The organism is Streptomyces sp. ISL-36, assembly GCF_018614205.1.
Lineage (GTDB): Bacteria > Actinomycetota > Actinomycetes > Streptomycetales > Streptomycetaceae > Streptomyces.
In genome coordinates this window covers 1-20,811 of sequence record NZ_JAGGOS010000029.1, presented here as the reverse complement: position 1 = coordinate 20,811, position 20,811 = coordinate 1, and the positions used below count along the sequence as shown (strand labels likewise).

Sequence of the window (20,811 nt, the reverse complement as noted above, 5' to 3'; positions counted from 1 at the left end):
ATATCTCCTTCGACGTGAGTCAGCGGGTGCCGGCGCGGTGGATGTCGCGGCTGTGGTTGTGCAGGCGACGTCCGAGACGCAGCCGCTTTCCGTGGCCCTTGCAGCGGCGGCACGGCTTGGCCCGCTTGGGCCGTCCCTTGCGGTCCAGGACGACCTTGTGGCCGAGCCCTCGGCACGTGCGGCAGGTCCCGAACGGCGACACGGCACACAACAGCGTGTAACCGGCGAGGACGGCGAGCAGGAGTAGGGTGCTAGCGATGAGCACGGGTGGCCTCTCCGCTTCCAGGGGCGGTTTCCAGGGGTTTTCGCAGGTGGGCCGCTAGACGCTAGCCAGCAGGTCAGCGGCCCTAGAGGGTGCTAGCGCGGCTGCTAGACCTAGCGGCCGGGGCTGCTAGGTCTAGCGGTGCTGCTCGGGTCAGGCGGCGGCCCGGTCGGCGTTACGGCGGGTGACGGCTGCGGTGATGTCCGCGCGGTCGATGCCGCGGCGGTTGGCGCCCTTGCCGTCGTCGGTGGTGCCCCAGACCTGACCGGTCTTGATGCCGTACGGCTTCATGGCGGCGGTGACGTTCTCGCCCTTCCACCCCGCGTACGTGTCCGGGCGGAGCGCGGTGAGGCGGGTGGCGATCCGCTCGCACCACACGGCCTTCTCGCCCTCGGCGAGGACGTCGAGGACGTCGGCGAGGATGTCGGATCCGGCTGTCTTGTCGGGGCCCTTGCCGATGGCGTGGCCGGTGACGTTGCCGTAGTCCTCGCGGGCCTTGCGGGCGCGGGCCACGACCTGCTCGGCGGCGACCGCGTCGACGAACGCGGACGCGACGATGCGGGGGTCGTCTCCTTCGCCGGCCATCCAGCAGATGCCCCGGTCGGAGCGGGAGAACATGGTGGCCCGGTAGCCCGACTTGTACATCGACGTCCCCAGCACCATGTCGTTGGCGGGCTGTCCCATGACCTTCAGGCAGAACCGCAGGATTGCGTTCGCGCTGATGCCGGTCGGCAGGGACTTGGCGTCCGGCCGCTGGGTGCCGAACAGGGTCACGATCCCCAGCGCGGGACCGCGCTTGACCAGGTCGGTGCAGATCGCCTCGATCTCCGCGCCGTGCTCGGCGTGCTCGAAGGGCACCTGGCACTCGTCGAACCCGACCACGATCGGGTGCAGCCCCAGCGACTTGTCGTCCGCCAGCGCGGGGGTGACCTTCGATTCGGGGCAGCGCGAGCGCGGCAGCGACTTGATGACCTTCGCCCGGCGCCGCAGCTCTTCCTTCAGCTCCCGCAGGGATTCGACCACGTAGCCGATGTCGTCGTCCTCCTCGCCGGCGCGGTAGCGGTGGCAGACCGGTTCCAGGGCCCCGAAGTCGCCGGTTCCCTTGAAGTCGAACGCGTGGATCTCCGCCCGGGGATCGAGGGCGGCGATCAGCAGCAGCAGCCGCATCAGGAACGTCTTGCCCATGCGGGGCACGGAGCCGACGACGACGGCCGCGAACATCAGCGTCACGCTCACGTCCCGCATCCGCTGGTCGTTGCCGAACACCACCGGCCGGAACAGATCCACCTGCCCGGTCTTCAGTAGCGGCCAGGCCGGTTTGGTGGTCTCGTTCATCGGCTTGTCCCCCACCCACAGGGTCAGCCGGCCCTCATGTTCGGTGGGGTCCGGCGACGGCCACACACAGCCGACCTTCCGCCGCAGACCGGACGCCAGGGGCTTGCGGGCCTCCATGATGTCCTCCGGCGTCACGCCGTAGGGCAGGTCGAGATCGGCGCGGTAGCCGGGCCCGTCGCGCACGATCTCGCTGGTGAAGCGCAGACCGTTCATGTCGCCGCCCTTCTTGATGGCGGCGGAGACCTTCGCATTGCCGATCGAGTCCAGACCCCGCAGCACGATCGACCCGGTGAGCTTCTGGATCTCGGTCTTGAGCACGGCGGGGCCGACGACGGGGGAGTCGGGCTGTTGCCCGGCCATGCCGAGCAGCAGCACCCCGCCGGTGGCGAACACGAACAGGTAGGCGGGGGCGACGACGTACAGCCACAGGGCGAAACCGGCGCCGAACACGAGGGCGACGAGGGTGACCAGGCCGCGCAGCCGGATCCGGCCGGCGCGCAGCTTGGACAGCCGCATGTACTCCTCCACGTCCTCCGTGCGCACCGCGTAGTCCCGCAGCGGCGCGGCCTCCCGGTCCCACACCCACCGATTGGTCGACGCGATGAACCGGCAGGTTCCCCGCGGCGACATCAGGGCCAGACGCCCGGCGTACACCGGGGTTCGGACGCCGTGGAACAGGGCGGCGTAGCCGAGGTTCGCGCCGGTGTGGCGGGCGGTGGCCAGGAAGTCACGGCGGTTGGTGAGCCACCCGGCCAGGACCGGCTTGCGCTTCTCGACGGTCACCTTCGGGTCGGGCAGGTTCGGGTTGTCGACCGCCACCGGTGCGGCGGGGGCGTCGTCGTGGTCGAGGTCGGGGACCGGCCGCAGGTGCGCGGCCGTGGGCGTCTCGGTCATGCTGGGGTTCTCCTGCTGCTCGAAAGGGCGGAGGGCAGGGGCCCCGGGGACGGCGCGATTTCCTTGGCCGGGACGGCCGTCCCCGGGGCACCACTACTTCTTCTTGGCGTTCTTCTCGGCCCGCTCGCGGGCGCGGTCGATGATCCGGTCGACCTTGGCCTCCAGGTCGCCCTGGTAGACGCTCTCGCCGGCGATGCCCCGCTTGCACATGCGGGCCACGTTCCACGCGATCCGGGCGTGCTCACCGGCGGTGAGCTTGGGGTAGTTCGGGTCGTACTCGGTGTCCTTCTTGCCGGCCACGACGTGGTCCTTTCCGGTGCCGGGGCTGTCCCGACTCCCCGCCCGCCCCCTGACCGGCTGTGGGCCAGGGGGCGGACAGGCAGGCGTCAGCGACGGCGCTTGCGGACCTTGGTGAGCGTCTTGGCGGCGGCCTTGCCGTCCGGGCCGCCGATCGACTTCACGACGCTCACGACACCCCACGCCAGAACGGCGGCGAGAAACGCGAGCAGGGCCAGGTTCGCGGCGATCGCGGTCAGCGCCCCGACCAGCAGGGGACCGAAGTAGACCCCGGCGGCCACCGTGCCGGCGCCGATCCCGGAGCCGAGCGCGATCCGCTGCACCGTGCGGTCCGGCGGCGCCTGGTGGATGTGCTGATGGACCACCTGCGGCGCGGCGGGCGGGTGGAGCGGGGTGGGGAGGTGGTCGGCGTAGGTGTAGGTGCCGTCCGGGAGCTGCACGACCCGGACCGGCTCGGGAAGGTTCGACATGGGTTCTCCCAGGTCAGAGGGGCCGCTAGAGTCGCGACCATGGGGGCGATTGAGATCGAAGTGGACCCGCTGCCGTGCAAGTGGTGCGAGCGGCCACTTGAACAGCGCCGGTGGTGGGCCCCGAAGCGGTTCTGCAACCGCTGGCACCGGCTCAAGTTCCGAGTGGCCCAGTTCTTCGGCTTCGTCGCCGACGTTCTGTCCTAGCCACCGCCTGCGCTCACGCGGCGTCGGTGTCGGGGTAGGCGCAGGGGGTGCACATGCCGAGCGAGGACGGGATCCGGTACCCGACGTCCCGCCCGCACTCCGGGCAGACCCGCCGGGCCGCGTTCGCCCGCTCCAGAGCCGCCCACTTCGCGGGCGTCATCGGCCGGACCGGCCGGGCCATGTCGACGCGGTAGAGGAACGCGACCAGCGGACCGCCCCGGCGGCGGGGACGTTCGAGCTGGGCCACGACCGGCTGACCACCGGGCCGCAGCCCCAGGGCCCGCAGCTGCCGGACGGTGGCCAGTCCCTCGGGGGCCAGACGCCACCGGTAGACGGGGATCACTGCGCGGCCCCTTCGAGGGACCGGGCGGTGCGCTCGTCGCGGAGTTCCTGGTAGCGGGTGGAGACCCAGCCGACCGACCAGCCGCACAGCTCGGCGGCCTGCCGCACCGGCACCCCCGCCGCGTAGGCCGCGGCTACCGTCTTGCGGGCCTGCTCCTCGGACTGCTTCACAGCCGCGGGGCCGGCGGCGAGGAGCGCGGCGCGTTCACGCTCGGCCCGCTCGGCCTGCTCGCGCTCCTCACGCCGGGCCCGCTCCTCGCGCTCCCGACGCTCCTTCTCCATCCGCGCGGCGGTCTCACGCTCACGGCGCTCACGCTCGATGCGCTGCTGTTCACGCTCCCGCTCACGGCGTTCACGCTCGGCCCGCTCCGCCCGCTCGGCGGCCTCGGCCCGCTCGCGCTCCTCACGCCGTACGCGCTCCTCCCGCTCGGCCTGTTCACGGGCGAGGGAGGCTTCATGCTCGCGCTGTTCACGCGCCATCCGGGCCTCGAACTCCCGGGCTTCACGGGCCCGCTTCTCGGCGGCCTCGGCGCGCTCAGCGGCAGCCTTATCACGCTCGGCCCGCTCAGCCCGTTCACGCTCCTGGATGGCGGTGAGCGCGTTTGTGATGGCCGTGCGGTAGGCGAGGCCGGTCTCGGCCGTGACGATCAGCAGTAGCGGAGCTACCGAGTGGACCGCCACTCCGACCAGATCTTTCTTCAGCGCGGAGTCGGCGACATTCAGGGCCAGGGTCATGCAGCCGGTCATCCACCGCAGCACCACCGGCCACCGGCCACCGTGCCCGCCGAGCCGGGCCAGGACCGAGTCGAGGCGGACCACGATGACGACCGCCGCGTCCACCACGATCGGCAGAATCGGAGCCGTCCAGTCCCACTCATCCGGGGTGTGGGCGGCCGCCAACGGCGTGACCGTGAGGACCGAGTAGAGCATCGCCCCGGCCACGATCAGCCACGTCCCCACCGACAGTGCGCGCTCCGCTGAACGGATCTGAACACCGTTCACGAGCCGACCCCCGAACCTGCGAGCACCGGCTCGACAGCCGGGACCGCCGCGTAGCCGGTCAGCTCCAGCTCGGCCCCCGCGAACATGCCGTGAACGTTCAGAACCCCGGTCCGGCGGTCGCACTGAACGCGGTGAACGACCAACTCGGGGGCGATGTTCAGGGCCTCGCGCCACGCCTCGAACCCGGCGAAGTCGTCGTGGAACGTCAGCTCCAGCCGTTCCGGGTAGATCGTCGAGACCTCCACGGTCGGCGCCGGCAGGTGTGGGAATTCCGCCGTGAGCAGCCGCAGCGCCAGCAGCGGGGCGGACAGGTCCGCCAGCGTCCGGGCCTTCACGCGACACCGCCCGTAAGCATCGCGACGACGCGGTTCGTGAGGTCCCGACGCTCGGCCAGGACCCGGTTGCGGGCCCGCCGGATCCGCCGCTCGTCCAGCTCCGTGGCCGGACGGTCCAGCGTCATGATCTCCGCGTCGAGCAGGTCGACCTCCGCCACGATCAGCGGCATCTCCATGTCGATCGCGTCCAGCTCCGCGTCCGACGGCTCACCGTCGAACGGGGTGGCCGTAACAACGGCCTGAAGTGCAGCGATGGACTTCATTGGGTCGTGCTCCCTTCATGCAGGAACGGCCCGCAAAGAACCCCCGGAGTAGCCGCTCCGGGGGTTCACACCGTTTGGCGCGGGCAGTGCCCCCGGCCGGGAGTCGAACCCAGCCTTCGACCATCGGGGCTGTGAGTCTCAGCCGAGGACCGCGCGGGCCATTCGGGCCAGCCAGCTCGGGCTCGTGGTGTCGCTGTCTCCGCCCTGCCGGGAACCCAAGCTCTCCCACTTCCTGGCCTCCGCCTCCTTGCCATCCAGCCGCGCCAGATGCGCGGCCTGCTCGTAGGCGTTCATCTGCTCCCATACCTCGTGACTTGCCGGGACGGTGGAGCCGGTCCGGGCCGACTCACGGGTGGAGCTCTGGCTCCGGTACTGCTCTTCCGGGGTCTGCATGTCACGGAACTTGCGGCCCATGAGGGGCCTCCCTCGTCATGAGTTGGGGCTGTGGAAGTGGCCGGACCATCCGGCTCCCCTCGACCCCGCCCGTACGGGAACCCCACGTGGGGCCCGGACGGACGGAGGAGGCAACCGGCCGCAGCACCGCTGCGCAGGTGACCTGACGTCCGCGAATCACCGGATAGTCCGGTGCGCCGAAGCGGCGGATCAGGAGGACGCGGAGGGCGCCGCCGTCACGCCGGTCCAGCACGAACGGCGCGCCCAAAGTCTTCGTCGGTACATCGAGACCCCCTCGGGTCGACCGGATCGGAACAAGCACTGCAAGGGGGACCTGTGTCCCCACCCTCCGGCCGTTGCTCGCGGTCACCGGGCCACCTCGCCAGTCGGGCCGAAGCCCTGTCCTCTGGCCTTCAGCGGGATCGCAGCGTCCCCGCCTTGAACACACGCCGTCCGGGCCTTTTGCAGCCCATCTGGTGCGCACCAATAGATTGGCATCTGGTGCGCACCAGATGCAACCCCTCCTTCGGGTTGCGTGTCGGTGTGCTCCTCCAGAGAACGGCCCGAGTCGGGTGTCTCGGTAGCCAACTGGGGTTAACCTCAGGGGTGTTAACCAGCTCTCACCTGGGGCTTTACAGGAGGCGGCGTGGCTAAGGGGTTAAGGGCGATCCGGACCGCGCGAGGTTGGTCGCAGGATCGACTGGTTCACGAGATGCGGCGGTTCGCGGAGCAACGGCTCCTCGACATCGCCGCGGCGGCCAGTCTCAAGACCTACATCTCCGAGTGGGAGAACGGTCGACGCACGATCACGGACCGATACGCCGCGATCCTCCGGCCGCTCTTGGGCGCCACGGATGCCGAGCTGCGGGGCGAGACCGAAGTGCAGGAGCCGCAGGCGGACGGCTACGCGGACCTGCTGAGCCGGATTGATGCCGCGGGCAGCCTGAGTGAGTCCATGGTCCCGTCGTTCCTGGCCCAGACCGAGCTACTCCGGACTATGGACCGGCAGATGGGCGCGACCGGTCTGGTCGACCAGATGAACGGCCATCTGGCGGCGATGGAGGAAGCGTTGACCTTCGCCGTGTTGCCAGGGGCGCGGCGGCCCATCGCGACCGCGCTCGCGGGAGCATCCACCCTGGCCGCGTGGCAGGCACTCGACGCTGGCGCCGTGGATCGGGCATGGCGACGGTACGAGCTCGCCAAAAAGGCCGCCCAAGACGCCGAGTCCCCGCTCTACCTGGCACATGCCATGGGCGAGCAGGCGTACGTACTCGCGGACGCCGGCCGACCTCTGCTCGCGGTCGAGCTGGTGCGAGACGCGCAGCGCACACAACCGGAGCGCCAGTCGTCGCGGCTGCGGGCGTGGCTCGCCGCCGCCGAAGCTGAGCTGTGCGCCGCCGCCGGGCCCGGCATGGAGTCGGCGGCGCGCTCAGCCTTGGATCGGGCGACCGAGCTCCTCCCCGATGACGGCGAGACGCGTGACGCCGACATGCTGAGCATCTTTCTCAACACCGGTCACCTGACGCGGTGGCGCGGGAACGTCCTCGCCAAGCTCGGCGACGCCTCAGCGATGGAGGAGCTGTACGCGTCACTCGACAGTGCCGACGAGTCCTTCGTCCGCGCGAACTCAGGTCTGTACTGCGATCTCACCCAGGCGCACCTGGCTCGCGGAGAGCTGGACGACGCGCGGTCCCATCTGCAGAAGGCCAGGTTGCTGGCGAACCGCACGGGCTCCGTGCGGTTCCGCCGGCGGGTGGAACTCCTTACCGGTCGCCTGTAGCTCGGGACGCCAGGATGTGGAGGAGGGCCACGAGCGTGCCCGACCCCATGAGCTTGCCTTCGGACATGAGGCGCGGGATGTCGGCCAGGGGGATCCAGGCGATCTCGCCCGCCTCCTCGGCGTCGGTCGGCTCGCCGACCTTCTCGGCACCACGAGCCACGAAGATCTCGTGCGGCGAGTCGACCATGCCGATCATCGGCTGGTAGCTGACGACGTGCTCGACGGGGCCGGGACGCCAGCCCGTTTCTTCCTCAGTCTCTCGGGCCGCTGTGGCGGCGGCATCCTCGCCTGCGTCCACGATTCCGCCGGGCAGCTCCCAACCCCACTGCTCCGGTACGAAGCGGTACCGCCACAGCATGAGCACGCGGTCTTGGTCGTCGATCACGGCGGTGATGGCCACGCGGAAGAGCCGGACGACGTGATGCTCGAAGCGCTCGACGCCGGGAGGCTCGACGTCGACCAGGTCCAGATTCACCCAGCGGTTCTCGTAGACATGGCGGGAGCCGTGGATCTTCCACGGCTCCATCTCCGCCGGCGTCGGGACGCTCTCGCCGCCGAGGACGCGGTACGAGCTGCGGTCGTGAGCCTTGATGAAGTGCTCGTTCGCCAGACGTGCGAGTACCTGACGCAGCGCGGTACGGCCGATCTCAAGGTCGGCAGTCAGCGTCCGCTCGGACGGCAGCTTGTCGCCAGGGCCATAGCGGCCGGACTCGATCCAGGATCGAATCGTGTCGTAGACCCTCTGCGTCTTGGGTCCCATCCTTGGCGCACTCTCCCGGATCGTCGGCTGGTGGTAGCCAGCGTATCGGGGGAGTAGAGCAGATGACTGGGCCATGTAAACCTCTCTTCCGGGGATCGCCCGGCCCCGGATGCCGGTCGCGAGCGGACAGCGGATGAAGCCCCGGGAAGGGGCCGTTTCGGGGGCTCGTGGGCCATGTGTGGGCCAGGACAGCCACACAGAGGTCTCGGAGCGGGGAACGTACAGGTCAGAGCAGGAATGGCCGCTGCATGCCCGGCGGTCTTGAAAACCGTCGTGGCGCGAGTCACCGTGGGTTCAAATCCCACACCCACCGCCCGGTGGAGCGGCCCCCGACCAGGACAAGTGGTCGGGGGCCGCTCCCGTGTGAGATCTAGTTCCGGGGCTGCTCCGGCGGCTGACCTGAGGTCGGGCCGGTCATGCGGTGCGGGGTCAGGCGGGCCGCCGAGTCGATCGTGGCGCGGGCCTCGTGTTCGGGCAGGCCCGTGCGGACCGCCGCTGTGGTGAGGGCTTCGGTGAGACAGTCGCCGAGGCCGCTCTCGTAGGCGCGGCAGGCCGCCCAGAAGAGGCGCGTGTTGCGCTGGCCCTCGTGTGCCGTCAGGACGAAGTGGATCAGGCCCTGGCCGCGGCGCGGGTCGGCGTGGCCGGGGTGGTGGGCGCGCGGGGGCGGTGCCGGAGGTGCGATCAGGTCCAGGAGGGCGCGGGGGCAGGGCGCCGGGGCGAGGTGGGCGGTGTCCGGAGCGAGACGGTACGCGCCCCGGGCGGTCACCGAGCCCGGTCCGACCAGGTAGCCGCCGGCGCCGCGGATGTCGATCCCGGGGGCGAGGCGGCTCGCCGAGTTGGGGACCACGACGTCGGGCGGGCCGGTGAGCCACAGGTGGCGGCCGCCGCTGGGGGTGAGGACGGTGACCGTGGGCGGCAGGGTGAACAGGTGCTCGAGCGCCAGGTGCCGGAGCTCCGCCGTGGAGTCGGTCGGGGCGACTGTCCCGGTGTCCGTCGGTGACGGCTTCACATCGAGATCGACGCCGATCAGGTGGTGCGAGGGCCGCCCGCATGCGATGCCGTAGCCGGTGGCCCAGGGGGCGGCGGCGAACAGCGCCCTGACGGCCGCGGGGTCGGTGGTCGCATCGTGCACCCCGTGTCCGGGCAGGCCGCATTCCCCGCGGCACCGCGTCGGCGCGGGCTGGGCGCGGTGGGGTGAGCGCAGGGCGGGGAGCTTGTTGGCGGAGAGCGGGATGACGGGAAGCCCGCGCTCTGCGGCGGACAGCGCGTGGGCGAGGGCCAGGGTGGCGGAGCGCCGGGCGGAGATGGCCATACCCTCATTTTCGTACACCCGTTCGAAGAAGGGAAGAGGGGAGGCGGAGAGGCGGAGGCCGCTGCGCGTGTCGTTCTGCGTGCCGCCCGTGACCTTGACACGACTCCCTGATCTGACGGACAGTCAGAAAACTTAGTCGTCCGTCCTGGAGGCGTCGCCGTGCACCTCGCCCCGACCGAGCGGCAGCTTCGGCTGCGCGCCGAACTCCGCGCGTACTTCCGGGACGTGATGCCCGAGGGACCGCCGCCACCCGGCGACACCGCGACACAGCGGAACCTGCTCCGCCGCATCGGCGGCGACGGCATGCTCGGGCTTGGCTGGCCGGAGGAGTACGGAGGGCAGGGCCGAGGCCCCGACGAACAGTTCGTCTTCTTCGACGAGGCCTACCGGGCCGGCGCCCCGGTCTCCATGGTCACGCTCAACACCGTCGGCCCGACGCTGATGAAGTACGGCACCGAGGAGCAGAAGGCGTACTTCCTGCCCCGCATCCTGCGCGGCGAGACCGTCTTCGCCATCGGATACAGCGAGCCGGAGGCGGGCACCGACCTGGCCTCGCTCCGTACGAAGGCGGTGCGGGACGGGGACTCCTGGCTGATCGACGGGCAGAAAGTCTTCACCTCGAACGCCCAGAACGCCGACTGGATCTGGCTCGCCTGCCGCACCGCGCCCGACGCCCCCAAGCACCGCGGAATCTCCATCGTCCTGGTGCCGACGGACGCGCCCGGTTTCTCCTGGACGCCGATCCGGACGGTCGGCGGACTGACGACGACGGCGACGTACTACGACGGAATCCGGGTCCCCGCCGGGAACCTCGTCGGGGAGGAGAACGGCGGCTGGGGGCTGATCACCGACCAGCTCAACCACGAGCGGGTCGCACTCGCCGCCATCGGTATGCAGGCCGAGGACTTCTACGAGGCGGTGCTCCGCCGGGCCCGTACACCCGATCCGGTGACGGGGCGGCGGCGGATTGACGAGCCGTGGGTACGGATCCGGGCCGCCGAGGCGCATGCCCGGCTCGCGGCAACGCGCCTGCTCAACTGGCGTCTGGTGGGGGATGTGGGGGCCGGCCGACTGGCCCCGGGAGACGCGAGCGGAGTGAAGTTCGCGGGAACCGAATCGGCGGTGGAGGTGTACCGAATATGTCAGGAGATCGCGGGCGGGGCGGGGCTGGTGAGGGCGGGATCGCCGGGGGAGTTCGACGGTGGTGAGCTCGAGCGGATGAACCGCGCCGCGCAGATCAACACCTTCGGGGGAGGGGTGAGCGAGGTGCAGCGCGAGATCGTCGCGACGATGCGACTCGGCATGACCGGTACGAAGAGGGATCGGGGGCGGCGGTGAACGGCGAGGGCGCGGCGGTGAGCCGTGAGGGGGCGGTGGGGAACGACGAGGGCGCGGTGGTGAGCCGTGAGGGGGCGGTGGGGAACGGCGAGGGCGCGGTGGGGAACGGCGAGGGGGCGGTCGACCTCGCCGACCGGCTGAAGGCGTACGAGGGGCGGGCGGCCGCCACCGCGGGCGTCGGCAAGGACCTGGTCAACGAGCCGATGATCAGGCACTGGTGCGAGGCCATGGGCGACACCAACCCGGCCTACGCGGGGCCGGAGGCCGTCGCCCCGCCGACCATGCTCCAGGCATGGACGATGGGCGGTCTTTCCGGCCACACCGGGCACACCGGCCGCTCCGAGGCGTACGACGAGCTGCTCGCGCTGCTCGACCGCGCCGGATACACCTCCGTGGTCGCCACCGACTGCGAGCAGGAGTACGTACGGCAGCTGCGGCCGGGCGACGCGATCACCTTCGACGCCGTGATCGAGTCGGTGTCGGAGCGCAAGACCACCAAGCTCGGGACGGGGTACTTCGTCACGACCCGGATGGACGTCCGGGCGGGCGGCGAGCTCGCGGGTACCCACCGCTTCCGCATCCTCAAGTACGCACCCGGGGCACCGAAACCCAAGGGGAAGCGGCCCCGGCCGGTGATCAACCGCGACAACGCCGGGTTCTGGGAGGGTGTCGCCGCCCACCGGCTCCTCATCCAGCGGTGCGGGGCGTGCGCGACCCTCCGCTTCCCGTGGCTGCCCGGCTGCAACGCCTGCGGCTCGCAGGAGTGGGACACCGTCGAGGCCGACGGCTCCGGGACCGTCTTCTCGTACGTGGTCATGCACCACCCGCCCTTCCCCGCATTCGACCCTCCCTACGCGGTCGGGCTGATCGAACTGGCCGAGGGCGTCCGGATGGTCAGCAACATCGTGGGTGTGCCCTACGACAAGGTCCGGATCGGGATGCCGGTGAGGCTCGAGTTCATGAAGGCCGACGAGGAGCTGGAGCTTCCCGTCTTCCGCGCGGGAGGGGAGGGCTGACATGGACTTCACCCCCACCGAGGAGCAGGAGGCCGCCCGGGAGCTGGCGGCGCGGATCTTCGGCGATCTCGCCACGCACGAGCGGCTCGCGGCTCTCGGGACGGACACGGACGCCGAGCTGTGGAAGGCGCTGTCCTCGGCCGGGCTGCCCGGAGCGGTCGAGGAGGTGGGGCTACTCGGCCTGGTGCTGCTTGCTGAGGAGCAGGGGCGTACGACGGCCCAGGTGCCGCTCGTGGCCAGTGGCGTGTACGGGCTCCTCGCCGTCAGCAGCCACGGTACGGACGAGCAGCGCGCCAGGCTGCTGCCCGGCCTCAGGGACGGTACGACGGTGGTGACCGGGGCCTTCCCGGCCGCCGGCCGGGTCCGGGCCGGCGCAGACGGTCTGCTCACCGGGACCGTGGACTGGGTGCCCTGGCTCAGGGAGGCCACCCACGTCCTCGTACCGGACGAGGAGAGCGCGCTGTGGCTGGTCGCCACCACGGAGGCGACCGTGGTGCCCGTCGAGCTCACCGCCCCCTGGGCCGCGGGGCGGCTCGTCCTGGACGGGGCCCAGGGCGAGCGGATCGGCTGCGCCGAGGCGGGCGGGGAGGCCGGCGCCGAGGCCGGCGGGAAGGCGGGCGGGGAGGCCGGCGGGGCGGCCTCGGCGGAGGGCACGGGGAAGGTCCGCAGGGAGGTCCGCGCCGAGGCTTACGCGGACGTGCTGGCCGCGGCCAGGATCGCGTTCGCCGGGCTCCAGGCCGGGGTCTGTGCCGGTTCCCTGGCCCGGGCCGTCGCGCACACCTCCGTACGCGAGCAGTTCGGCCGCCCGCTCGCCACGCGCCAGGCGGTGCAACTCCGGGCCGCCGACGCCCATATGGACACCGAGGCGATCCGGGTCACCGCCTACGAAGCGGCCTGGCGCCACGACCAGGGCCTGCCCGCCGCCGCACACGCGCTGACCGCGGCCTGGTGGGCGTCCGAGGCCGGCAAGCGGGTCGTCCACACCGGCCAGCATCTGCACGGAGGCATGGGCGCCGACCTCGACCACCCCGTCCACCGGCACTTCCTGTGGGGCAGACAGCTCGACGCCTATCTCGGCTGTGGCACAGAACTCCTCGCCGAACTCGGCGACACGATCGCGAACGGAGAGCCGTCATGAACGCCGGTGACGAACTGCCGCCGCTGGAGATCCCGATCACCCGCACCCTGATCGTCGCCGGGGCCGTGGCCTCCCGCGACTACCAGGACGTGCACCACGACGCGGAGCTCGCGAAGGAGAAGGGCTCCCAGGACATCTTCATGAACATCCTGACGACCAACGGCCTCGTGGGGCGGTACATCACCGACCACTTCGGTCCGGCGGCGGTGCTCCGCAAGGTGGCGATACGGCTCGGGGCGCCCAACTATCCGGGGGACACCATGACGCTGACCGGGACGGTCACCGACATCGACGGTGACACGGCGCGGGTGCGGGTCGTGGGCGCCAACCGCCTCGGCCACCACGTCACCGGCACGGTCACCGTGAGCCTGCCCGGGCCCCGCGAGAAGGAAGCGTCATGAGCATCCGCGGAGCGGACGGCCTCGGCGGCCGTGCCGCCGTCGCCGGCATCGGCGCGACCGAGTTCTCCAAGGACTCCGGCCGCAGCGAGCTCAAGCTCGCCGTCGAGGCGGTGCACGCCGCCCTCGACGACGCCGGACTCACCCCCGCCGACGTCGACGGCATGGTCACCTTCACCATGGACACCAGCCCGGAGATCACCGTCGCCCAGGCGGCCGGCATCGGCGAGCTGTCCTTCTTCTCCCGTATCCACTACGGGGGCGGAGCCGCCTGCGCCACGGTCCAGCAGGCCGCCCTCGCCGTGGCGACCGGTGTCGCCGAAGTCGTCGTCTGCTACCGGGCGTTCAACGAACGTTCGGGGCGCCGCTTCGGCTCCGGGGTCCAGCAGCGCGAGCCCTCCGCCGAGGGCGCGGCGCTCGGCTGGCAGCTCCCCTTCGGGCTGCTCACGCCGGCCTCCTGGGTCGCCATGATCTCCCAGCGGTACCTCCACACCTACGGCCTCGCCCCCGAGGCCTTCGGCCATGTCGCCGTCACCGACCGCCGGTACGCGGCCCGCAACCCCGCCGCGTACTTCTACGAGAAGCCGATCACCCTCGCCGACCATGCCGCCTCGCGCTGGATCGTCGAGCCGCTCCGGCTCCTCGACTGCTGCCAGGAGACCGACGGCGGCCAGGCGATCGTCGTCACCTCCGTCGAGCGCGCCCGCGATCTGCGCCGTCCGCCCGCGGTGATCGTCGCCGCCGCCCAGGGCGCGGGGCGCAACCAGGAGGCGATGACCAGCTTCTACCGGGACGACCTGACGGGTCTGCCGGAGATGGGCGTGGTGGCCCGACAGCTGTGGCGGACCTCTGGACTCGCGCCGGGCGACATCGACGTGGGCATCCTTTACGACCACTTCACTCCGTTCGTCCTGATGCAGCTGGAGGAATTCGGGTTCTGCGGGCCCGGGGAGGCGGCCGACTTCGTCGCGTCGGACGCGCTGCCGCTGAACACCCACGGAGGACAGCTGGGAGAGGCGTATCTGCACGGGATGAACGGCATTGCGGAGGCCGTACGGCAGGTGCGCGGCACGTCCGTGAACCAGATACCCGGCGCGGCCAGGACGTTGGTCACGGCGGGCACCGGGGTTCCCACGTCCGGGTTGATCCTGGGCACGGACGGCTGAGGCGAAGCCCCGAGCGGTGGCCGGTGCGGACGGGGCGCACTTCACTCGCGCCATGAAACGCTCCACGAAACGCACGACGAAACGCACGACCACGCACGCGACGAAGCGCATGGTGCAGCGCACTACGGACCGCACGACGGACCGCACGGCGGGCCGCACGACGCAGTGCCCGAGTGACCACTCCAGCGACCGCTCCCCGTCTCCGTCCCCGTCCGCCTCATCGCCCCGCCTCCGGCCCGTACGAGCTCTGGCCCCCGCCCTGGTGGCCACCCTCGCCGCCACGCTGCTCGCCGCCCCCGCCGCGTTCACCCCCGCCACACGCGACCCCGCCGGCGGTGGCCCTGGGACGGGCGCTCACGGTGCGGGCGCCCCTGCGACAGGGGCGGACACCGCAGGCGTTCCGCCGGCAGGCCCGCCCGCCGACGCCTCCGTCCCGTACCGCCACTTCCTGGGCCGGGCCTTCGACACCTGCGAGGCGCCGACCCTCGCGTCGATGCGGGCCTGGCGCGCCTCCCCCTACCGGGCGGTCGGGGTCTACTTCGGGGGCCGGGGCCGCGGCTGCCTCGTCCAGAAGAACCTGAACGCGGACTGGATCACCTCGGTGGAGAACCTCGGCTGGCGGGTGCTGCCGCTGTTCGTCGGTTCCCAGGCGCCCTGCGTGTTCGCCGAGCACAAGAAGGACGTCCCCATCGGCGACAACCCCTGGCAGCAGGGCACCCAGGAGGCCGACGACGCCGTCCGGGCGGCCCGCGCGCTCGGGATCGCCCCGTCCAGTCCGCTCTACCTCGACATGGAGGCCTATCGGATCAGCGACCTGCAGTGCGCCGCGACCACCCTGCTCTTCATCCGTGCCTGGAACCGCGAGGTCCGCCGCCAGGGCTATCTGCCCGGCTTCTACAGCAGCGCCGACACCGGCGTCCGCCACCTGGAGGAGGCGCGGAAGGCCGACGTGGAAGACCTCCCGTCCGTGATCTGGTTCGCGCGCTGGCGCGGCACTCCGGCGTTGTACGAGGAGCCCGTGCTGCACCCCGAGGCCTGGCCGGAGCGCAGCCGGATCCACCAGTACGCGGGGAACGTGCGGGAGACGTACGGAGGCCACAGCCTGCAGATCGACCGCAGCGCGGTCGACGCCCCGGTCGCCCACATCGCCGATGCCCGACCCTGAGCCGTTCCGCGGCCGACTCCACCTTCAGGAGGTCCAGCTGCCCCCACCCCTACAACCTGAGGCGGAGTGCGGTTCGGGACCTGGGGCCGATCCCTGGAGACGCCCCCGCTCCTAGCGTGGAGCCATGACTCCGCCACCCTCTGGCCCCGTCTGCGCCGGCGCCTCCACGGCCGCCCTGGGGTCCGCCGTGACCACCGGCTACCCGTCCTTCTCCTCGTACGTACGGGCTCGCGGGCCCGTACTGCTGCGCACCGCGCGCTCGCTGACCGCGAACCCGTCGGACGCCGAGGACCTGCTGCAGACCGCGCTGACGAAGACCTTCGTCGCCTGGGAGCGGATCGAGGACCACCGCGCCCTGGACGGCTACGTCCGCCGGGCCCTGGTGAACACGCGTACCTCGCAGTGGCGCAAGCGCAAGGTCGACGAGTTCGCGTGCGAGGAGCTGCCGGAGCCGGCCGGTCTGCCGGAGCCGGACCCGGCCGAGCGCCAGGTGCTGCACGACGCGATGTGGCGGGCGGTGATGAAGCTCCCCGACCGGCAGCGGGCGATGGTCGTCCTGCGGTACTACGAGGATCTCAGCGAGGCCCAGACGGCCGAGGTGCTCGGGGTGTCGATCGGTACGGTCAAGAGCGCGGTCTCGCGGGCGCTCGGCAAGCTCCGCGAGGACCCGGAGCTGGCCCCCGTTCGGTAGCCGGGTCGGCGGATCGATGTCCGTCGGGGCCTGTCCGTCGGGGCCTGTCCGTCGGAGCCTGTCTGTCGGAGCCTGACCGTAGGAACCTCCGGAATCAGCTTCCGCCAGTGATTGCTGGCGATTTCCGTACTCTCGGGTAGTGACATACCGCGCGGTACGTGAGCAGAATCTCCACACCCTTACTACTGCCACGTAGCGCCCACCGGGAGGACGCCGTGCTGAGCACCATGCAGGACGTACAACTGACCGTGACCCGCATCCTGCAGCACGGGATGACGATCCACGGGAAGTCACTGATCACCACCTGGACCGGTGAGCCCGAGCCGCAGCGCCGCACCTTCGCGGAGGCGGGCGCCCGTGCGACCCAGCTGGCGAACGCCCTGCGCGACGAGCTCGGCGTCACCGGCGACCAGCGTGTCGCGACCCTGATGTGGAACAACGCCGAGCATGTCGAGGCGTACTTCGCGATCCCCTCCATGGGCGCGGTCCTCCACACCCTCAACCTGCGCCTTCCCCCCGAGCAGCTGGTCTGGATCGTCAACCACGCTGCCGACCGGGTCGTCCTCGTCAACGGCTCCCTGCTCCCCCTCCTTGCCCCGCTGCTGCCGCACCTGCCGACCATCGAGCACATCGTGGTCTCGGGCCCGGGCGACCGTTCCGTCCTCGACGGCGTCGCACCCCGCGTGCACGACTACGACGAGCTGATCGCGGGCCGCCCCACCACCTTCGACTGGCCCGAGCTGGACGAACGCGCGGCCGCCGCCATGTGCTACACCTCCGGCACGACCGGAGACCCCAAGGGTGTCGTTTACTCCCACCGCTCCATCTACCTGCACTCCATGCAGGTCAACATGGCCGAGTCGATGGGTCTGACGGCCAAGGACACGACCCTCGTCGTCGTCCCGCAGTTCCACGTCAACGCCTGGGGCCTGCCGCACGCCACCTTCATGACCGGCATCAACATGCTCATGCCGGACCGCTTCCTCCAGCCGGCCCCGCTCGCCGAGATGATCGAGCGCGAGAAGCCGAGCCACGCCGCCGCCGTCCCCACCATCTGGCAGGGCCTGCTCGCCGAGGTCACCGCCCACCCGCGCGACCTCTCCTCCATGAAGCAGGTCACCATCGGCGGCGCGGCCTGTCCGCCCTCCCTCATGGAGGCGTACGACAAGCTCGGCGTCCGCCTCTGCCACGCCTGGGGCATGACGGAGACCTCCCCGCTCGGCACCATGGCCCACCCGCCGGCCGGACTGACCGCGGAGCAGGAGTGGCCGTACCGCATCACGCAGGGCCGTTTCCCGGCCGGTGTCGAGGCTCGTCTCGTCGGCCCGGGCGGCGAACACCTGCCCTGGGACGGCGAGTCGGCCGGTGAGCTGGAGGTCCGCGGCACCTGGATCGCGGGCGCGTACTTCGGCGGGGTGGACGGTGAGGCGATCCGCCCGGCGGACAAGTTCAGCGAGGACGGCTGGCTCAAGACCGGCGACGTCGGTGTCATCAGCCCCGACGGCTTCCTCACGCTCACCGACCGGGCCAAGGACGTCATCAAGTCCGGCGGCGAGTGGATCTCGTCCGTGGAACTGGAGAACGCGCTGATGGCGCACCCGGAGGTCGCCGAGGCCGCCGTCGTCGCCGTACCGGACGAGAAGTGGGGCGAGCGGCCGCTGGCGACCGTCGTCCTCAAGGAGGGCTCGACGGCTGACTACGAGTCGCTGAAGGCGTTCCTCGCCACCGAGGCCGGGATCGCCAGGTGGCAGCTGCCGGAGCGCTGGGCGATCGTGCCGGCGGTGCCGAAGACGAGCGTGGGCAAGTTCGACAAGAAGGTGATCCGCAAGCAGTACGCGGCGGGTGAGCTGGACGTGACCCAGCTGTAGAAGCGGAACTCTGTACGTGGGATGGGGGGCGGTGTCCGCGCGGACGCCGCCCCCTTCTCACGTACGGGCCTCGGCGTCGGCGGCGTCGGCGGGGCCGGCGGGCTCGGCGGGGTCGGCAAGGTTGGCGACGTTGGCGACCATCCTGCGCAGTACCTTCAGCGCGGCCACGTACTCCTCGTCGCTGATGCCCTCGTGGACCACGGCGCGCAGCTCGGTCACCATCGCGCGCAGCCGGAGCCTGGCGGCCTCCCCGGCGTCGGTGAGGTAGAGGTGCTGCCCGGCGTCGGTCCGGAGCCAGCCGCGGTGGAGCAACTGGTCGATGACGCGTGCGATGTCGTGCGGCCCGTCCGCGAGGGGGGTCAGCAGGGTGACGACCTCCTCCCGGCTCGGCGCCGTGGACCCGTGTTCACGCGGTTGAGCACCCAGTACTGCGGCTGGGTGACATCGATCGTGGCCATGACGTCCCGCAGATGCCGGGTGACGGTCGCGTGGGCGAGACCGCTCCAGTAGCCGATCGGCTGCGTGGCCAGCATGTCGTCGGTGGCGGCGGGGTCGGCCGGCGCCTGATCGGTGAGGGCGGTCGGGGCGCCGGTTTCGGTGGCGGCGTTCTTGGTGGCGGCGGTCTCGGTCAGCGGTTCCATGATCGCGACGCTAGAGCGCCGTGGCTCACGGGGACACCGCTCCGGCGCCGACCGACCGGTTGTCGCCGGTCAGTTGGCGCCGATCAGCCGGTACCGAAGAGTTGGCGCCGATCAGCCGCCAGCCACTGATCAGTTGGTGGCGGTCAGTTGGTGCCGGTCAGTTGGTGCCGATCTTCGCCAGCAGGTCCACGATCCGGGCCTGGACCTCATTGCTCGTCGAGCGCTCCGCGAGGAAGAGGACCGTCTCGCCGGATGCCAGCTTCGGCAGTTCGGCCTCGTCGAGACCGGCAGAGGTGTAGACGACGAGCGGCGTGCGGTTCAACTGCCCGTTCGCACGCAGCCAGTCGATGATCCCGGCCCGTCGGCGGCGCACCTGCATCAGGTCCATCACCACCAGGTTCGGCCGCATCTGCGTCGCCAGCGCGACCGCCTCGGTGTCCGCCTCGGCCCGGGCGACCTGCATGCCGCGCCGCTCCAGGGTCGCCGCGAGCGCCTGCGCGATCTCCTCGTTCTCCTCGATGAGCAGGACGCGCGAGGGGTGCTGCTCGCTGTCGCGCGGGGCGAGCGCCTTGAGGAGTACGGCAGGGTCGGCGCCGTACGCGGCCTCCCGGGTCGCCTGCCCGAGACCGGCCGCGAGCAGCACCGGCACCTCGGCGGCGACCGCGGCCTGGCGGAGTGACTGGAGCGCGGTACGGGTGATGGGCCCGGTGAGCGGGTCGACGAAGAGCGCGGCCGGGAACGCGGCGATCTGGGCGTCGACCTCCTCGCGGGAGTGGACGATCACCGGACGGTAGCCGCGGTCGCTCAGTGCCTGCTGGGTGGAGACGTCCGGCGCGGGCCAGACGAGCAGACGGCGGGGGTTGTCCAGCGGCTCCGGGGGCAGTTCGTCGTCGATGGGCTGCGGCTGCGGCTTGTTGGCGACCTCGACCGCGCCGCCGGGACCGTCGAGCGGCTCGGGCCCCTCGGCGGAGCCCTCGGCGGGTGCTCCTATGGCGTAGGCACGCCCTTCGGGGGCGGCCGGGGCGAGCTTGGGCTGCGACTGTGCGACCGAGGACTGCGGCTGGGACTGAGTGGCTGAGGGCTGCGGGTGCCCGTGGGCCTGTGGCTTGGCCGCCGGCTCGGACGGTGCCGGGACCGGACGGTCGCCCTCGGGGGGAGTGGCGAGCTTGCGCCGCCGACCCGAGCCGTTCGACGGGGTCGGAGCGCTTTGGGCACCGGTCTGAGCGCCCGTCTGAGCACCGGTCTGAGCGCCGGTCGGCTGGCCGCTCGTCTGGCCGCCCGCCTGGCCGGTCTGCTGGGCGGCGATCTTCTGGGCGAACGGCACGCCCTGCCCGAGCGTACGGACGCTGAACGCGCGCCCGCCCTGCTGGGCAGGCTCCTTCTGCGTGGGCTGCGTGGGCTGCGTGCGCTGCGTGGGCTGCGCGGGCTGAACGGACGCGGGGGTCTCGGGCGGCAGGGGTACGGAGCCGGTACCGGTACCGGAACGGGTCTCCTGCGGTGCGCCGTGGCCCCGGCGACGACCCGTACCGGTCGGCTCGGGCAGCGGGTGTGCCTGCGGCGGCGCCTGGTCGGCGCCGGGCACGGCCCGTACGGCGTCGTGCTGCCCTTCGTCGCTCACCGGGAGGGGCGAAGGCTGCTCCTGCTCGGAGGGGCGGTCGGCGTCGGCCGGGGGCAGGGCGAACGGCGTACGCGGCCCCGCGTCGGCGGCTGCGGTCCGCTCCTGGGCGGCGAGCGCCCGGCG

At 71.6% G+C, this 20,811-nt stretch carries 21 protein-coding genes and 2 pseudogenes; 10 read left to right on the top strand and 13 right to left on the bottom strand.

All coding sequences use genetic code 11. The annotated features are described in order from the left end of the window. Positions 1–19 precede the first annotated feature (19 nt). The 4 genes from J7E93_RS08005 to J7E93_RS07990 form a co-directional block, all read right to left on the bottom strand. Positions 20–265, bottom strand: coding sequence for a hypothetical protein (locus J7E93_RS08005; protein ID WP_215066848.1), 246 nt, complete (start codon positions 263–265; stop codon positions 20–22). Between the two features lie 150 nt (positions 266–415). Further along, complete coding sequence (locus J7E93_RS08000) at positions 416–2,491, bottom strand: cell division protein FtsK (RefSeq protein WP_215066846.1); 2,076 nt, start codon at positions 2,489–2,491, stop codon at positions 416–418. 93 nt (positions 2,492–2,584) lie between these two features. After that, positions 2,585–2,791, bottom strand: coding sequence for a DUF6257 family protein (locus J7E93_RS07995; protein WP_215066844.1), 207 nt, complete (start codon positions 2,789–2,791; stop codon positions 2,585–2,587). An 86-nt stretch (positions 2,792–2,877) separates the two neighbouring features. Further along, positions 2,878–3,258 carry a DUF6251 family protein gene (locus J7E93_RS07990; protein WP_215066842.1) on the bottom strand — a complete coding sequence of 127 codons (381 nt, stop codon included), beginning with the start codon at positions 3,256–3,258 and terminating at the stop codon, positions 2,878–2,880. 39 nt (positions 3,259–3,297) lie between these two features. On the opposite strand from J7E93_RS07990, the gene J7E93_RS07985 reads away from it, so the two are divergent. Further along, on the top strand, positions 3,298–3,462 hold the full coding sequence (locus tag J7E93_RS07985; RefSeq protein ID WP_215066840.1) for a hypothetical protein: 165 nt from the start codon (positions 3,298–3,300) through the stop codon (positions 3,460–3,462). 13 nt (positions 3,463–3,475) lie between these two features. Here the strand turns inward: J7E93_RS07985 and J7E93_RS07980 are convergent, their stop codons facing one another. From J7E93_RS07980 to J7E93_RS07960, 5 genes are all read right to left on the bottom strand, one after another. After that, entirely contained in the window at positions 3,476–3,805 is a 330-nt protein-coding gene (locus J7E93_RS07980; RefSeq protein WP_215066838.1) for an RRQRL motif-containing zinc-binding protein, read from the bottom strand. Next, positions 3,802–4,806: a DUF2637 domain-containing protein gene (locus tag J7E93_RS07975; RefSeq protein WP_215066836.1), complete on the bottom strand. Its 1,005-nt coding sequence runs from the start codon at positions 4,804–4,806 to the stop codon at positions 3,802–3,804. The genes J7E93_RS07980 and J7E93_RS07975 overlap by 4 nt, the downstream gene beginning before the upstream one ends. Further along, entirely contained in the window at positions 4,803–5,141 is a 339-nt protein-coding gene (locus J7E93_RS07970; protein ID WP_215066834.1) for a hypothetical protein, read from the bottom strand. Before J7E93_RS07970 ends, J7E93_RS07975 begins: the two co-directional genes overlap by 4 nt. Further along, a complete protein-coding gene (locus J7E93_RS07965; RefSeq protein ID WP_215066832.1) occupies positions 5,138–5,404 on the bottom strand; it encodes a DUF6284 family protein in 267 nt (88 codons plus the stop codon). Before J7E93_RS07965 ends, J7E93_RS07970 begins: the two co-directional genes overlap by 4 nt. A 138-nt stretch (positions 5,405–5,542) precedes the next feature. Next, positions 5,543–5,818, bottom strand: a complete 276-nt coding sequence (locus tag J7E93_RS07960; protein WP_215066830.1) for a hypothetical protein — start codon at positions 5,816–5,818, stop codon at positions 5,543–5,545. Between the two features lie 625 nt (positions 5,819–6,443). On the opposite strand from J7E93_RS07960, the gene J7E93_RS07955 reads away from it, so the two are divergent. Next, a complete protein-coding gene (locus J7E93_RS07955; protein ID WP_215066827.1) occupies positions 6,444–7,577 on the top strand; it encodes an XRE family transcriptional regulator in 1,134 nt (377 codons plus the stop codon). On the opposite strand, the gene J7E93_RS07950 is transcribed toward J7E93_RS07955, so the two are convergent. Then, the gene (locus J7E93_RS07950; protein WP_215066825.1) at positions 7,561–8,337 is read right to left on the bottom strand and encodes an NUDIX domain-containing protein; all 777 of its coding nucleotides are present in this window, start codon (positions 8,335–8,337) and stop codon (positions 7,561–7,563) included. The two genes, J7E93_RS07955 and J7E93_RS07950, sit on opposite strands and share 17 nt — an antisense overlap. 370 nt (positions 8,338–8,707) lie before the next feature. Beyond that, positions 8,708–9,649, bottom strand: a complete 942-nt coding sequence (locus tag J7E93_RS07945; protein ID WP_215066823.1) for a bifunctional DNA primase/polymerase — start codon at positions 9,647–9,649, stop codon at positions 8,708–8,710. Between the two features lie 159 nt (positions 9,650–9,808). On the opposite strand from J7E93_RS07945, the gene J7E93_RS07940 reads away from it, so the two are divergent. From J7E93_RS07940 to J7E93_RS07905, 8 genes are all read left to right on the top strand, one after another. Beyond that, positions 9,809–10,987, top strand: coding sequence for an acyl-CoA dehydrogenase family protein (locus tag J7E93_RS07940; protein ID WP_215066822.1), 1,179 nt, complete (start codon positions 9,809–9,811; stop codon positions 10,985–10,987). Between the two features lie 77 nt (positions 10,988–11,064). Beyond that, the gene (locus J7E93_RS07935; protein ID WP_215066865.1) at positions 11,065–12,003 is read left to right on the top strand and encodes a bifunctional MaoC family dehydratase N-terminal/OB-fold nucleic acid binding domain-containing protein; all 939 of its coding nucleotides are present in this window, start codon (positions 11,065–11,067) and stop codon (positions 12,001–12,003) included. Between the two features lies 1 nt (position 12,004). Beyond that, positions 12,005–13,141, top strand: a complete 1,137-nt coding sequence (locus J7E93_RS07930; protein ID WP_215066820.1) for an acyl-CoA dehydrogenase family protein — start codon at positions 12,005–12,007, stop codon at positions 13,139–13,141. Next, entirely contained in the window at positions 13,138–13,542 is a 405-nt protein-coding gene (locus J7E93_RS07925) for a MaoC family dehydratase (protein WP_215066819.1), read from the top strand. The genes J7E93_RS07930 and J7E93_RS07925 overlap by 4 nt, the downstream gene beginning before the upstream one ends. After that, positions 13,539–14,705: a lipid-transfer protein gene (locus J7E93_RS07920; protein WP_215066818.1), complete on the top strand. Its 1,167-nt coding sequence runs from the start codon at positions 13,539–13,541 to the stop codon at positions 14,703–14,705. Before J7E93_RS07925 ends, J7E93_RS07920 begins: the two co-directional genes overlap by 4 nt. 52 nt (positions 14,706–14,757) lie before the next feature. Further along, positions 14,758–15,870 carry a DUF1906 domain-containing protein gene (locus J7E93_RS07915; protein WP_308368044.1) on the top strand — a complete coding sequence of 371 codons (1,113 nt, stop codon included), beginning with the start codon at positions 14,758–14,760 and terminating at the stop codon, positions 15,868–15,870. Between the two features lie 124 nt (positions 15,871–15,994). After that, positions 15,995–16,561: a SigE family RNA polymerase sigma factor gene (locus tag J7E93_RS07910; RefSeq protein ID WP_215066817.1), complete on the top strand. Its 567-nt coding sequence runs from the start codon at positions 15,995–15,997 to the stop codon at positions 16,559–16,561. Positions 16,562–16,776: 215 nt separating this feature from the next. Continuing rightward, positions 16,777–18,429 (top strand): long-chain fatty acid--CoA ligase, encoded by a 1,653-nt coding sequence (locus J7E93_RS07905; RefSeq protein ID WP_215066816.1) that lies wholly within the window; start codon positions 16,777–16,779, stop codon positions 18,427–18,429. 57 nt (positions 18,430–18,486) lie between these two features. On the opposite strand, the pseudogene J7E93_RS07900 reads toward J7E93_RS07905, so the two are convergent. Beyond that, positions 18,487–18,962: pseudogene (locus tag J7E93_RS07900) on the bottom strand (MarR family winged helix-turn-helix transcriptional regulator). Between the two features lie 265 nt (positions 18,963–19,227). Then, a pseudogene (locus J7E93_RS07895) lies at positions 19,228–20,811 on the bottom strand (PAS domain S-box protein); the annotation flags it as partial.

Coding starts and splice junctions, on each gene's coding strand:
- J7E93_RS08000 (WP_215066846.1), bottom strand. CDS start 2,491: ATGACCGAGACGCCCACGGCCGCGCACCTGCGGCCGGTCCCCGACCTC.
- J7E93_RS07990 (WP_215066842.1), bottom strand. CDS start 3,258: ATGTCGAACCTTCCCGAGCCGGTCCGGGTCGTGCAGCTCCCGGACGGC.
- J7E93_RS07985 (WP_215066840.1), top strand. CDS start 3,298: ATGGGGGCGATTGAGATCGAAGTGGACCCGCTGCCGTGCAAGTGGTGC.
- J7E93_RS07965 (WP_215066832.1), bottom strand. CDS start 5,404: ATGAAGTCCATCGCTGCACTTCAGGCCGTTGTTACGGCCACCCCGTTC.
- J7E93_RS07960 (WP_215066830.1), bottom strand. CDS start 5,818: ATGGGCCGCAAGTTCCGTGACATGCAGACCCCGGAAGAGCAGTACCGG.
- J7E93_RS07950 (WP_215066825.1), bottom strand. CDS start 8,337: ATGGGACCCAAGACGCAGAGGGTCTACGACACGATTCGATCCTGGATC.
- J7E93_RS07945 (WP_215066823.1), bottom strand. CDS start 9,649: ATGGCCATCTCCGCCCGGCGCTCCGCCACCCTGGCCCTCGCCCACGCG.
- J7E93_RS07930 (WP_215066820.1), top strand. CDS start 12,005: ATGGACTTCACCCCCACCGAGGAGCAGGAGGCCGCCCGGGAGCTGGCG.
- J7E93_RS07925 (WP_215066819.1), top strand. CDS start 13,138: ATGAACGCCGGTGACGAACTGCCGCCGCTGGAGATCCCGATCACCCGC.
- J7E93_RS07920 (WP_215066818.1), top strand. CDS start 13,539: ATGAGCATCCGCGGAGCGGACGGCCTCGGCGGCCGTGCCGCCGTCGCC.
- J7E93_RS07915 (WP_308368044.1), top strand. CDS start 14,758: ATGAAACGCTCCACGAAACGCACGACGAAACGCACGACCACGCACGCG.
- J7E93_RS07910 (WP_215066817.1), top strand. CDS start 15,995: ATGACTCCGCCACCCTCTGGCCCCGTCTGCGCCGGCGCCTCCACGGCC.